Origin of the sequence: Pseudomonas sp. MM213 (assembly GCF_020423045.1) — a bacterium.
GTDB lineage: Bacteria > Pseudomonadota > Gammaproteobacteria > Pseudomonadales > Pseudomonadaceae > Aquipseudomonas > Aquipseudomonas migulae.
On sequence record NZ_CP081943.1, the window covers coordinates 718091 to 731649 of the forward strand.

Here is a 13559-nt window from a genome sequence, read left to right on the forward strand (position 1 = left end):
GAGTGTCAGCCTCATTGGGTTGACTGACACACCATCGCGAGCAGGCTCGCTCCTACAGGTTCTTGCGTTCGTGAAATAACGTGTGTATTTTTTCATGAAATTTAAATAATAAAATTTCATGAGGCTCGCATGTTCCAGCAATCCACCCGCCATGTCGCCAGTTACTACGCTCACACTTGCGCAGATCGCTTGGTGGAACGTGCGGCGTTGGAGGGCGAGCACGACACCGACGTGTTGATCATCGGCGCCGGCTTCAGTGGTTTGCACACGGCATTGCGCCTGGCCCTGGCGGGCAAGCGCGTGACGCTGCTGGAAGCCAGTCGAGTGGCCTGGGCGGCGTCGGGGCGCAATGGCGGCCAGGCCATTCTCGGTTGGTCGTGCGATATGCCGCCGCTGGAGGCCGCGCTGGGTTATGAGCGCGCACGGCGCTTGTGGGACGGCATGCGCTGGGCTGCGCAGGAACTGCGCGCGCTGCCCGACCGGCATGAATTCGATTGTGATTATCGGCCCGGCCACCTCTGGACATCGGTGATGCCGCGACGGGTGAGCCTGCTGACCGAGTGGCAACACGAGGCGAGCCACAAATGGGGCCACGATGGATTGCAATTCATTCCCCGTGAGCAGTTGCCGCAATGGGTCGCCAGCGAGCGCTACCAGGCGGGCCTGTTTGATCCTGAAGGCGGGCACCTGAACCCGTTGAAACTGGCACTCGGCCTGGCGGCTGCCATCGAGCGCGCCGGTGGTCGTATTCATGAACAAAGCAAGGCGCTGAATTACCGCGAGGAGGGTGGCCGGTACGTGGTCACCACTGAGCGCGGACGCATCCGGGCCGATGTGCTGGTGCTGGCGTGCAACGCCTATCTGGACCGGCTCGATCCGCAGCTATCAAGTTGTGTGTTGCCGGTCGGCACCTATCAGGTGGCCACCGCGCCGCTCTCGCAAGCACAGGCGACCGCGCTCCTGCCAAGCAATGTTTGCGTCACTGACAATCAGTTCGTTCTCGATTATTTCCGTCGTACACCGGATAACCGCTTGCTGTTCGGCGGCGGCTGCACCTACCTGGGCGGCATGCCGAAGGACATCGCTGCCGCGACCCGGCCGTTCCTGCAACGGGTATTTCCTCAGCTCAAGGGCGTCGAACTGGAATTCGCCTGGGGCGGCCATATCGACCTCACGCTCAAACGCACGCCTGACATTGGCCGACGCGGCGATCTCTATTGGCTGCAGGGTTATTCGGGCCACGGTGTGCTGCCGACCCTGGCCGGGGCTCGCGCCGTGTCCGACGCGATACTCGGTCAGGCGGATGAGCTGGGCTTGTATCAGGGCCTGGTCAACGGCAGTTTCCCCGGCGGCAAATACATGGCGGCGCCGCTGGAGGCCATCGGCAAGGCCTGGTATCGGTTGCGCGACAGCCTTTGAAACGCACATTTTCTGGAAGCTTTCAGATGGACATGCAAGAAGAGATTTCGGCGCTGGCGATCCTGATTCAGGACCTGCGCAAACACAAAAAATACACGCTCAAGGAACTGGCGGACAAGATCGGTCGCTCCGTCGGTTTTCTTTCGCAAGTCGAGCGTGGATTGTCACGTCCGACCGTGGCGGACTTGACCGCGATCAGCGAAACCCTCGGCGTGCCGACCACCTATTTCTACAGCCTGCCCAAACCCATGGCCTTGCCGTGGGTGACCCGGCCGGACGAGCGCCGCACGCTGTATTACGCCGACGGCATCACCGACATCCTGGTCTCGCCGAAAATGCGCGCCTCGTTCTCGATGCTCGAAAGCCGTCTCGAACCCGGCGCCAGCAGTGGTGACCGGCACATGGATGACAGCTCGGAGCAGGGCGGTTACGTGCTCGAAGGGCAACTGACACTTTGGCTGGATGACAATCAACCGGTCACCCTGGGGGCCGGGGACAGCTTTCAACTCGCCAGCCATACCCATTGCCGCTACGGCAATCTCACCGATCAGCTCACCCGGGTGCTCTGGGTTTACACCTGATAAAAACAACAAGGAACAACATGATGGATGCTGTCTGCTCTGATCTGGTTGCTGAAGTGCGCGCATTTCGGCAGCGCTTTCTGGATGTGCGCTACGTCGACCTGATTTCCCTGGACATCCCGGGGCATTTCTACGGCAAGCGCTATCCGGTCGAGATGCTCGAAAAGGTCGCCGCCGGCAGCGCGCTCAAGCTGCCGCAGAATTGTGTATTGCTCGGCACTCAAGGCGGGCTGTTCAAAATCGGCGACTACTGTTTCAACGACGGCGACCCGGATGCGCCCCGTCGGTTGGTGCCGGGTACGCTAAAAATCGTCAACTGGGAAAAACAGCCGCTGGGGCAGATGTTGATCACCTCCAGCGGCACTGAAAAACCGATCGTCTTCGAGCCACGGGAAGTGCTGGCGCAAGTGCTGGAGCGCCTCGCTGGCAAAGGGATTTTCCCGGTGGTGGCTTTCGAACTGGAGTTCTACCTGTTCGATCGCCAGTTGCGTGACGGCTTGCCGCAGTTTGCGCGCGATCCGCTGACCGACGATGCGGACGATCAGCCGAACATGCACATCGAGCGGCTGTCGCGGTTTGCGCCGGTGCTCGATGAAATGGTCGAGACGGCGCGGGCGCAAGGCATCGACACCACGGTGATTACTGCCGAGCTGGGCCCGGGTCAGTTCGAGATCAACTTCGGTCACCTGGATGACGGCCTGCGGGCTGCCGACTGGGCGGCGCTGTTTTGCCGCAGCACCCGTGGCGTGGCGCTCAAGCACAACTACCGCGCCAGTTTCATGGCCAAGCCTTACTTGCAACACCCCGGCAGCGGCATGCATGTTCATGTGAGCCTGTACGACGAGGCGGGCAATAACCTTTTAGCGGCCAATGACCAACAGCCGCTGCGCCATGCCGTGGCCGGTTGCCTAGAACTGTTGCCGCATTGCATGCCGATCTTCGCGCCGAACCACAATGCGCTGCGTCGCTTGAGCGGCACCGTGAATGTCGCGACGCGTGCCAGTTGGGGCTTCGAAGATCGGGATGCCTGCCTGCGGGTTCCTGAGTCGGACGCGAAGAATCTGCGCATCGAACATCGCCTCGCCGGTGCCGATGCCAACCCGTATCTGGTGTTGGCGGCGATTCTGGTCGGGTTGGAACAAGGACTTGAAACCGGTCGTCAACCGATAGCACCGTTGAATGAAGATCGCAGCAGTGGCATCAACTTCCCGCTGGAGATGCTGGAGGCCGTTCAATCCATGCAACACAACGCGCAGTTGCGTGAGGGATTGGGTGCGGAGTTTGTAAATGTCTACTGCGAAAACAAGCGTCAGGACCATTTGGCATTTATGCAGGACATCAATGCACGTGAATATCGCTGGTACTTGTAGTTGACTGCTTTTCGTCACTCGACCTTAAAAAAAGTGTGGATATTTAAGGACTTGGAAAGATTAGTAACCAGGTGGTGAGTCAAAATATCTTGTTACACGGTGAAATATTCCGTAATATCCGCACCGCGTTCACCACCACGGTTTATGCATTTTTAAATCCCAGGCGTCCATCAGCTGCCTGGGATTTTTTTTGCCTGAAATAAGCTGTGCTTCAAAAATTATTCGTTCAGTTAGAACGATTATTTCTTTCGGTTATTTAAATAGACCTCTTCTGCATATCCATAACCGTGAAATCCGCGTTGTGGATCGGGTTGTGTCTGCAATCAAATCCGAATGGCGGTCATGGCAGAAATAGACGTTCCATCCACCTCGTTAAAGCTGCCCCAGCATCAAATTCCGCTGTTCGATGGTCATCTTGTTGCCCCCGGTCCAATCCTTAGAATCGGCGCCATCAGCTTCGTCCAACTATTCAAACCTTTGGGGTACAACACCATGATGAACGCCATGCAGATGCAAATGCCGATGAACGCCAACATGCCGATGATGCCGATGATGGGCATGCCGATGATGATGGCGACCATGACGTGCGAAATGATGGACGACGGCATGATGTGCAAAATGATGCCGGCCGCTGGCATGGACATGGCGATGTTCAAGAACAGCGCAGAAATGATGCAGATGATGATGAACTGCGGCATGCCGATGATGATGCACTGCGGCAACATGAGCATGATGTGCATGTCCCAGGCGGCCATGGCCATGCCGATGATGAACATGATGATGCCAATGCCGATGATGGGCATGCCGATGCCGTCGATGAAGTGCGTGATGGAATGCACCATGATGGCTGACGGCATGATGTGCAAAATCATGCCGATGGCGGGCATGAACATGGACATGATGAAAAACTGCTGCACCCTGATGATGAAAATGATGAACGATTGCAGCATGCCGATGATGATGAGCTGCAATGGCATGCCGATGATGTGCTGCACCTGCTGATCCTGAGCGACAGCCATTAAAAAGCCCGGCCAATGAAGATTGGCCGGGCTTTTTTGATGTCCTGTTTTTGTAGGCGCCAGGCTTGCTGGCGAAGGCGTATTTGAGGGCGCCATCGCCAGCAAGCCGGCTCCTACAATGTCTGCGTCGTTCGATGAGTTGGAGTTGACCACCCACCCTGTAGGAGCCGGCTTGCCGGCGAAGGCGTACTTGAGATCGCCATCGCCAGCAAGCCGGCTCCTACAGTTTGATGTCGTCCGAAAAAATAGCGGTAACCACGACCCTGTAGGAGCCAGGCTTGCCGGCGAAGGCGTACTTGAGATCGCCATCGCCAGCAAGCCGGCTCCTACAATGTTTGCGTCGTTCGATGAGTTGGAGTTGACCACCTAACCTGTAGGAGCCGGCTTGCTGGCGATGGCGTCAGCAAAGCCGCCATCACCCGAAAGCCGGTTTTGTCAGTCGAGGCGTTCCGGGTAAGTCACCACCAGATACGCCACCGCTTCACTGTCCGCCGGGTTGCGATAGCGGTGGGGCTGGTCGGCGTAAAACAGGATCGAATCGCCGGTGGAAAGCAGGTAGCGTTCGTCGTTGACGCTGATTTCCAGTACGCCCTGCGAAACCACCAGGTTCTCCTGGACGCCGGGGCCATGGCCCTCGGAAACGTCCTCTCCCAATGGGCTCAGGCGCAGTTCGTAAAACTCCGATTGGCGCGCCACGTCAAACGGGAACAGCGCTCGGCTGACAAAGGCGCCGCTGGCGCTGACCAGGCGTTTGCTCTGGCTTGCCGATAACACGGCCACCCCTTCAAAGGCCCGATGTTCAAGAAATGCGGCCACCGAAACCTTCAAGCCTTTGGCGATCTTGCACAGCACTTTGATCGACGGCACGCTGCGTCCGGATTCGATCTGCGCGAGCATCGCCCGGCTCACACCGCATTGTCGCGCGAGGGCGTCGAGGGACAGGTGACGCTTGCCCCGCAGGCGTTGCAGGTTTTGCGCGACCCGCTCGCAGATCGGGTCTTCTTCCAGTGATTCGAGGTTGTTCAGGTCCAGCACGGGTTCGTCAGCGCTCGCCAGAAAGCGCGAGGGGTTTTGTGTATTCACGCCTGACGAGTCTCGGTCGAACGCGAGGCCTGAACCCACTGAAAGGCCTGCAGGCCAGCATTGCGTGCATACATTTCCCACATGGCCCGTGCCCGTTGCTGCGCTTGTTTGCGTTTGCGGTAGCTGGCGAAGTCGATGATGTTGGCGGTCGGATTCATAGGGCTCTTCACTGTCGTGGTGAATGACGGGATGGTCTGAGACTACGCGGATATTTTTATAACGATAAATACTGTTTATGTATTTATTAATTCCTTTTGGTTCTTTTAAAAACCAGCTGCCAGAAGGGCTCTGGATGCCCCCTGACCCTGTAGGAGCCGGCTTGCTGGCGATCGGATCGACGCGGTGTGTCAGATGCACCGCGTCGCTTCAATCGCCAGCAAGCCGGCTCCTACAGGTCCAGCGTTTAATGCCCCACCAGTTCCTCCAGCAATTGTTCCTTGTACCCCTGCAAAACCGTTGAAGCCCGGTCCCGTGGATGGGGCAGGTCGACCTTGATTTCGTGCTTGATCCGGCCCGGGTGGGCGTCCATCACGATGACCCGATCGCCCAGGTACAGCGCTTCTTCGATGTCGTGGGTGACCATGATCACCGTGCAGCGCTGTTGCACCCAGATCCGTTGCAACTCATGTTGCAGGCGCACCCGGGTCAAGGCGTCGAGGGCGCCGAGGGGTTCGTCGAGCAGCAGCACTTTCGGTTGGTTGATCAGTGCGCGGGCGATGGCCGCGCGCTGCGCCATGCCGCCGGACAACTGGTGGGGGTAGGCGTTTTCAAAACCTTCGAGGTTGACCAGCGCAATGTGCTCGGCCACCAAACGGTCCTTTTCAACCTTGGACAACGGATGGTTTTTCAGCGCCAGGGCAATGTTCTGGCTCAGGGTCATCCACGGAAACAGTCGATGATCCTGAAACACGATCCCGCGTTCCAGGCTGGTGCCGACCACCCGTTTGCCATCCAGCAGAATGTCGCCTTCATAGTCGTCTTCCAGCCCGACGACCAGCCGCAGCAGCGTCGACTTACCGCAACCGCTGGCACCGACAATGCTGACGAACTCACCGGGACGCACGTCGAGATTGATCTGCTGCAGCACCGGAAAAGGCTGGCCTTCGATCCGGTAGGCCTTGCTCAGGCCGCGAATCTGCAGCGCACCGGTGTGTAATGAGGTGCTGTGTGGCACAGCGTGTTGGGCAATTGCGTTCATGGTTATCGGCCTTTCAGCGAATGTTGCGCCAGCGCAGCAGATGGCGGCTAAGAAGAGTGAACAGCAGGGTCATCAGGTAACCGCAGAGGCCGATGCACAGCACGCTGAGGACGATGACTTCCATGCGTGAGCCGGCTTCGGCGTTCATCATCAGGTTGCCCAGGCCGGCGCCCGAAGACAGGAACAGTTCGCTGCCTACCGCAGTGACCCAGGCAAACGCCAGCGCATGCAGCACGCCGGTGGCAATGCTCGGCAGCGCCGCCGGCAGCAGCACATGACGAAAGCGTTGCCGGCGGCTCAGCACCAGCACCTGGCCGACCTCGCGATAGCGCTTCTCGACATGGCTGAAACCCTGATACGTGTTGAGGACCATCGGATAGAACGCCGCGAGACTGACGATCAACACTTTGGAAAACTCGCCATTGCCAAACCACATGGCGATCAACGGAATCCAGCCGAGCATCGGTACCTGGCGGATCGAATGAAACAGCGGTCCGACCAGCCGATTGGCCACAGCCGACAGCGCCATCAGCACCCCCAGCAGCACGCCGAAGACAATCCCCAGTGCCAGGCCGGTGCTGGTGCGGGCCAGACTGGCCAGCAGGTTCACCAGCAACTCGCCGTTGGCCAACAGTTCAAGCAACGCCGTACCGATCGCCGACAACGGCACAAAGGCGTACGCGCCGGCGGCACCCTGGCGCGACAGGTATTCCCAGCCGCCGATCAACAACAGCGGCAGCAGCAGGCCACGGGATTTGGCAAGCAATCGAATCATCATCGGCTCCTAGCGGGTCTGCCAGCGGAACAGCCGCTGTTCCAGTTGGCGGAAGGTGAAGTCCAGGGCGAAACCGATAACGCCGGTCACCACAATCCCGACCATCACCACATCAATGCGCAACATCTGCCGGCTCATTTCGATCATCTGCCCCAGACCGCTGTCGGCGGCCAGCAACTCGGTGGCCACCAACACCACCCAGGCGCGGGTCAGGCTGATGCGAAAACCGGTGATGATCGGCGGCGCGGCAGCGGGCAGGGCGATCGCGCGGACAAACGTCGGCCAGCGCAGGCGATACACATCGGCGACTTCGAAGTAGCTGCGCGGAATGGCCTTGACCCCTTCGCTGGCGGCCAGCGCCACCGGGAAGAACGCGGTCTTGGCGACGATGATGATCTTGAAGGTTTCATCGATGCCGAACAGCAGCACAAACATCGGGATCAGCGCGATGCTGGGGATCTGGCGCAGGGTGTGGAACAGCGGCGAGCAGTAGATCTCGACGTTCTTCGACAACGCCATCAGCACCCCGAACGCCAGGCCCAGCAGCGAGCCGATGCCGAAACCCAGCCCCAGCCGTGACAGGCTGTTGAGCAAGTGGTCGAGCAGCTCACCGCTGGCCGACAATTCCTCGAAGGTCTGCCACACCTGAGCGGGCGGGACGAGCAGGTTGCGCGGGAAAATCCCGGCCTCGGCCACCACCGCCCAGAGCAACAGCAGGGCGGCAGGGGAGATGAGCCAGGTCAGGGAAAACAACAGACGTCGGGTACGCATGGCGGGTCTTATTTCGGCGAAGTACCGCAGGGGTATCGCAAGAGCTGTGCCATCGCACAGAGAGTGGTTGATCGCACTGACGCCTTCGCGGGCAAGCCTCGCTCCTACAGGGACAATGCGTAACCTGTAGGAGCGAGGCTTGCCCGCGAAGGCGTCAGCCTATGCACCGCACATTGATGCCATGCCAACACCCATTGCTGCCCCAGCAACACCCCATCAGCACCCGCCTCAGAACTCGTAACTGACGCTGGTGTAATAGAACGCACCCTGCGCACCTTCAGGGCTGGTGATCGAGTATTTCGGTACGCCGTACAACTGCGCGCCTTCCGCCTTGTCCGGGTGCGTGTCGAACAGGTTGATCGCGCCCACCGACAGCTTCAGCGCCTTGTTGAAGGTGTACGACACATCCAGGTCCGTGACCCATTGCGGGCTGTAGGTCTGGTCCAGGGTCGGGTTGGTGGCGTTGAGGCTTTTCCATTCACCGTAACGACGCTGAGCCACGGTCACACCCCACTCATCAAACAGCCAGTTGGCGCTCAGCACCAGTTTGGTTTCCGGTGTACCGTCCTCGATCAGGCCCTGGGTGGTACGGCCGACAATCTGCGAACCCTTGATATTGCCGACATCTCGCAGGGCGGTGATTTTCGTGTTGTTCTGGCTGATGCCGCTGCTCAGGTTCAGGCGGCCCCATTGCTGCAGGTCCAGCTGATAGTTACCCATCAGCTCGATCCCGTCGGTGCGGGTGTCGGCAACGTTGGTGTAGAAGGCCGCGCTCTGGATATTCGCGTAGGGCGTGCCAGCGAAAATCGGCGACACCACCGCCGCTGGCAACTGATCGGAGAGGGTGATGCGGTTGTCGATGTCGATCCGGTAGGCGTCCAGCGTCACCGACGCGTTGGCCAACGGGCGCCAGACCAGGCCCAGGGAATAACTGGTGGACTCTTCCGGTTTCAGCGACTTGCCGCCCAGCAGCGCCGCTTCCGGGCTGTCGGCGCGCAATGTGCGTTGCTGCACTTCGACGAAGTTGCCGCTGCCGGGCGGCTGCTCGACCACCTGCACGCTGAACGAAGACAAGCCGCTCTGCACCAGCGACGGCGCGCGATAACCCGTGCTGGCCGTGGCCCGTGCGGCGATCTGCGGAGTGAAGTCATAACGCAGCGACAGTTTGCCGTTGGTGGTGTCGCCGAAGTCCGAATAGTGCTCGGTGCGCACCGCGACGCCGGCCTGGAATTTCTCGGTGATCTGCCCTTCGACGTCGATGTAGGCACCCAGCACGTTGCGGTCCAGTGAAGCCGCATCGACCTGGGTGATGCCCGAGTAGTAACCCGGAATGCGCCGGCCGGTGACCGGGTCGACGGTGTTGAACAACGGGCCGTTCTGCCAGCCTGCCGCTTCGCCGGCGCTCAGCTCGTAATTCTCCTGACGCCAGGCCAGGCCAGCCGAGAGCGTCAGCGGCTTGAACAGCAGGTCGGTGGGGAAATCCCGCACCCAGTCCAGCGTCACGTTGGTCTGATCGGCCTCCCGTTCGCCGGTGAAGATTTTTTCCGGGCTGGTGGCGCCCCAGCTGGGGTTGATCGCGTTACGGTCGGTGGACTTCAGGGTGTTGTTGCCATGGTTCACGGCGAAGTCGAATTTACCCAGAAGGTCGTCTTCGTAACGCAGGCCGCCGGTCAGCGCATAGTCTTCCAGCGAGTAGCGCGTGATCGGCAGGCGCCCGTCCGGGAAGCGCTGCAACGCGGTGCTGCTGTAGTTGTTGCGCAGGGTGGTGGGCGGGTCGAAGAAGCCTTCGGCGTCGGTGTTTTTGTGCGAGTAGGTGGCGAAACCGTAGGCCGTCAGACCGTCGCCGATGCCGACTTCGCTGTTGGCGGCGAAGTTGTACTGGTCCGAGACATTGCCCGAGCCCCAGCGCCAGGTGCGGTAGCGGTTGTTCTGCTCGCGCGGCGTGTTGATGCTGGTGGAGCCGGGGTAGAAGATCCGGTTGTCAGGGTTGGTGTCGCTGGCCGGGTCCTGGCTGCCGGCGTCGAAACTCAGGGTCAGGAAGCCGTCGTTGGGCAGGGCGAAACCTTTCCAGCCGCTGAGCTTGCGCTGGATGCCGTCACCCTTGTCGTAGCCGCCGAAGCGGTAACCGAGGTTGCCGCCGTCGTCCTTTTCCTTGAGCACGATGTTGATCACCCCGGCGATGGCGTCGGAGCCGTATTGAGCGGCGGCGCCGTCGCGCAGGATTTCGACGCGCTGGATCGAGCTCAAGGGAATCAGGCTCAGGTCGACCGCGGCGGCGCCACGGCCATTGACCAGGCTTTGCCGCGTGACGTTGGCGCTGGTGTGGCGGCGCTTGCCGTTGACCAGCACCAGCACCTGGTCGGAAGCGAGGCCTCGCAACGAAGCGCCCTGAGCGATGGAACCGGCGAACGCGCCCTGGGGCGATTGCGGATAGCTGAACGAGGGCGACAGGGCCGTGAGCGCACCGGACAGGTCGCTGGCACCGGTCTGCTGCAATTGCTCGCCGGTCAAGACGTCTACCGGCGCGGCGCTTTCCAGTGCGGTGACATCACTGCGCCGGGTACCGAGCACCACGACAGTGTCCAGGTGATCGCCGCTGGCGGTGGGTTGGGTTTCGGCAGCCGAAACAGGCACGGCAAGGCTGCCAATGACCAGCGCAATAGCGCCGGCCAACGGAGTGCGATGGAACATAAAAGAGTCCTTCCAAAAGTGCGCGGACCTTGTAGGAGCCGGCTTGCTGGCGATGGCGTCCTAACCGGCGATGCGCGCCTTCAGGGCCCCATCGCTGGCAAGCCAGCTCCTACAGGTTGAGCGGTGTTACATAAATTGCGGACGACACGACCCTTGTAGGAGCCGGCTTGCCGGCGATAGCGTCCTAACCGGCGATGCAGGGCTCACGGGCCCCATCGCCAGCAAGCCGGCTCCTACAGGAGAGGTGTGTGAACCGGGATCAGAAGCGGCTGGTCACGCTCAGGCCGACGGTGCGTGGGTCGCCGTAGGTGATGACGTACTGACCGAGGGTGCCGTTGGGCCGGCCATGGACCTGGTAGCGGCGGTCGGTGAGGTTGTTGACGAAACCCGTGACGCTGAGTTTTTCATCCGGGCTGAACCAGCTCAGGCGGGTGTTGGCCAGGGTGTAATGGGGCTGGCTGAGCGTCTTGTCGGCGCTGCTCTGGCGATCGGCGAGGAAGTATTCCTTGTCGCGAAAACTCACGTCACCGCCGGCCACCAGCTTGCCGCCGATTTCCAGCGGGAAGGTGTAATCGGCGCCGAGCGACACCACGTTGCGTGGCGAACGCACGAAGCTGTTGCCGCTGTAGTCACCGGTGACGGCGCCTGTGTTCGGGTTGGTGTTTTTGAAGTCGGTGTACTCGGTGTCGAGGAACGACACCGCCGCCCGCAAGTGCAGGTAGTCCGTCGGCTGGCCTTCGAGCTCCAGCTCGGCGCCCTTGACCGTACCCTTGGCGCCGTTGGTCAGCGCGGTGGTCAACACCCCGTTGTTGACCGTCAGCAGGTTCACCTGAATGTCCGAATAGTCGTAGTAGAAAATGTTGGCGTTGGCCGTCAGGCGATGGTCGAACCACTCGGACTTGAGGCCGATTTCGTAGGCATCGAGTTGTTCCGGATCAACCGTGGTCAGTTGCGCAAGGCTGGTCGACAGCCCGGTGTTGAAGCCGCCGGAACGGAAGCCATGGGCATAACGGAAGAACACGCGCACGTTGTCGTTGATCCGGTATTCCGGCGTCAGGTCGTACGTCCAGGCTTCCCAGGTCTTGTCTTCCTGACGATTGCCGTTGGTGCCGGCGCCGCCCAGTGGTACCAGCGGGCCGTTGGCGGTGGTGCGGGTCAGTTGGGTCAGGTTGAGGTCGATGTCTTTCTTTTCCTGGGTCCAGCGCAGGCCACCGGTGACGCTGAAGTCGTCGGTGAAGTCGTAGGTCAGGTTGCCGAACAACGCATAGCTGTCGGTGGTGTGGTCGAAGTTGAGGTCACGAAAATCGGTGGCGCCGCCGGTCTGGTTCGAGCCGGTGCCGTTCGGTGTCGGGCCGGGCGTGATGATGCGCTGGGCCGAGCTGTCGAGGTCTTCGTGGAAGTAATGCGCACCGGCAAGCCAGCGCAGGGTCTCCTGCTGCGGCGACGCCAGGCGGATTTCTTGCGAGTACTGGGTGTATTTGTTATCGGAAATCGCTGCGCCGTTCACCTCAAAAGGCGTGTAGTCGGCATCGCTGGTGGACTGGCCACGGATGTAGTCATAAGCGCTGATCGATGTCAGGGTGTAATCACCCAAATTCCAGTTCAGGGTCAGCGACGTGCCGTCATGATCAAGCTTGGAGTCCTCGTTGACGTTCAGCGCGGTGTCGCGCCCGTTGGGTCGTTGATAACCGACGTTGTAGTAACGCCCGACGGCCAGCGAGCCGTTGCTGCCATCGCCTTTGAATTCACGGCTGTGGATCTTCAGCAGGGCATCCAGGTCAGGGTTCAACTGGGCGAGGAATTGCAGGCGTACGGCTTTCTTGTTGACGTCGCCGTAGGTGTTGTCGTCGACGAGGTTCTTCTGGAAACCGTCGCGCTCTTCGGAATACAGCGCCACCCGTGCGGCGAGTTTTTCATCCACCAGCGCGCCGCCGAGGGCACCGCTGACGATGCGTTCGTTCTTGCTGCCGAAGCCAATGGTGCCGAAACCGTCAGTGTCGAAAGTCGGCTTTTTGGAAATGATGTTCACCGCGCCGGCAGTGGTGTTCTTGCCGTACAGCGTGCCTTGCGGACCGCGCAGAATCTCCACGCGTTCCAGGTCGAACAACGGCCCGCCACCGGCAATCGGCGCGTTCAGGTACACGTCATCGGCGTAGATCCCCACCGGGAACACCGTGGCCGCGCCCGTATCACCGGTGCCGAGGCCACGAATGTACCAACGCGGCCGGCCATCACCGTCGGGGTTCTTCGCCGCTACGTTGGGAACGAATGTGGTGATGTCGCCGATATTGCGCACGCCATCGGCTATCAGGCTGGTGCCCTGTACCGCCGACACGGCCACCGGAACCTCTTGCAGGGTTTCTTCCCGGTGTTGAGCGGTGACGGTGACCGTCTTGAGTGAAGGCTCCGTGGTGGTCTTGTCGCTGTCCGCGTTCTTGGATTGCGCCGCCAGCAGCCCCTCGCTGACAGTCCCCCCGGACAGCAGCAAGGTTAACCAGATACTCTTGGTGATTGGATTAAGTTTATGCATGTGAATCTCCCCCGTTAAAGTTTCGCTAATAGGGGTAGAGCAGAGATCGTGCCAGATTATTTTTTAGGGATGTTAGTTTTGTTAACTAATTGAAATATAACGATTAAATAGTTTTTTGAAGT

General features: G+C 60.2%; 11 protein-coding genes. 4 read left to right on the forward strand and 7 right to left on the reverse strand.

Annotation, left to right across the window (positions count from 1 at the left end):
* Positions 1 to 129: 129 nt before the first annotated feature.
* The 4 genes from K5R88_RS03475 (at position 130) to K5R88_RS03490 (ending at position 4372) form a co-directional block, all read left to right on the forward strand.
* Positions 130 to 1419, forward strand: coding sequence for an NAD(P)/FAD-dependent oxidoreductase (locus K5R88_RS03475; protein WP_226299202.1), 1290 nt, complete (start codon positions 130 to 132; stop codon positions 1417 to 1419).
* 26 nt (positions 1420 to 1445) lie between these two features.
* A complete protein-coding gene (locus K5R88_RS03480) occupies positions 1446 to 2000 on the forward strand; it encodes a helix-turn-helix domain-containing protein (protein ID WP_008029115.1) in 555 nt (184 codons plus the stop codon).
* A 23-nt stretch (positions 2001 to 2023) separates the two neighbouring features.
* Positions 2024 to 3370, forward strand: a complete 1347-nt coding sequence (locus K5R88_RS03485; protein ID WP_226300232.1) for a glutamine synthetase family protein — start codon at positions 2024 to 2026, stop codon at positions 3368 to 3370.
* Positions 3371 to 3862: 492 nt separating this feature from the next.
* Entirely contained in the window at positions 3863 to 4372 is a 510-nt protein-coding gene (locus tag K5R88_RS03490; protein WP_081500240.1) for a hypothetical protein, read from the forward strand.
* Between the two features lie 452 nt (positions 4373 to 4824).
* Here K5R88_RS03490 and K5R88_RS03495 read toward each other — a convergent pair whose 3' ends face one another.
* The 7 genes from K5R88_RS03495 to K5R88_RS03525 form a co-directional block, all read right to left on the reverse strand.
* Positions 4825 to 5415 carry a helix-turn-helix domain-containing protein gene (locus tag K5R88_RS03495; protein WP_162130711.1) on the reverse strand — a complete coding sequence of 197 codons (591 nt, stop codon included), beginning with the start codon at positions 5413 to 5415 and terminating at the stop codon, positions 4825 to 4827.
* Positions 5416 to 5468: 53 nt separating this feature from the next.
* Positions 5469 to 5630: a hypothetical protein gene (locus tag K5R88_RS03500; RefSeq protein ID WP_177318177.1), complete on the reverse strand. Its 162-nt coding sequence runs from the start codon at positions 5628 to 5630 to the stop codon at positions 5469 to 5471.
* A gap of 245 nt (positions 5631 to 5875) precedes the next feature.
* Positions 5876 to 6670 carry an ABC transporter ATP-binding protein gene (locus K5R88_RS03505; protein WP_226299203.1) on the reverse strand — a complete coding sequence of 265 codons (795 nt, stop codon included), beginning with the start codon at positions 6668 to 6670 and terminating at the stop codon, positions 5876 to 5878.
* A gap of 13 nt (positions 6671 to 6683) precedes the next feature.
* Entirely contained in the window at positions 6684 to 7445 is a 762-nt protein-coding gene (locus K5R88_RS03510) for an ABC transporter permease (RefSeq protein WP_226299204.1), read from the reverse strand.
* Between the two features lie 9 nt (positions 7446 to 7454).
* Positions 7455 to 8216 (reverse strand): ABC transporter permease, encoded by a 762-nt coding sequence (locus K5R88_RS03515; protein WP_008029130.1) that lies wholly within the window; start codon positions 8214 to 8216, stop codon positions 7455 to 7457.
* Between the two features lie 228 nt (positions 8217 to 8444).
* Entirely contained in the window at positions 8445 to 10907 is a 2463-nt protein-coding gene (locus tag K5R88_RS03520) for a TonB-dependent receptor plug domain-containing protein (protein ID WP_223452681.1), read from the reverse strand.
* A gap of 259 nt (positions 10908 to 11166) precedes the next feature.
* A complete protein-coding gene (locus K5R88_RS03525) occupies positions 11167 to 13437 on the reverse strand; it encodes a TonB-dependent receptor (protein ID WP_226299205.1) in 2271 nt (756 codons plus the stop codon).
* Between the last annotated feature and the right edge of the window lie 122 nt (positions 13438 to 13559).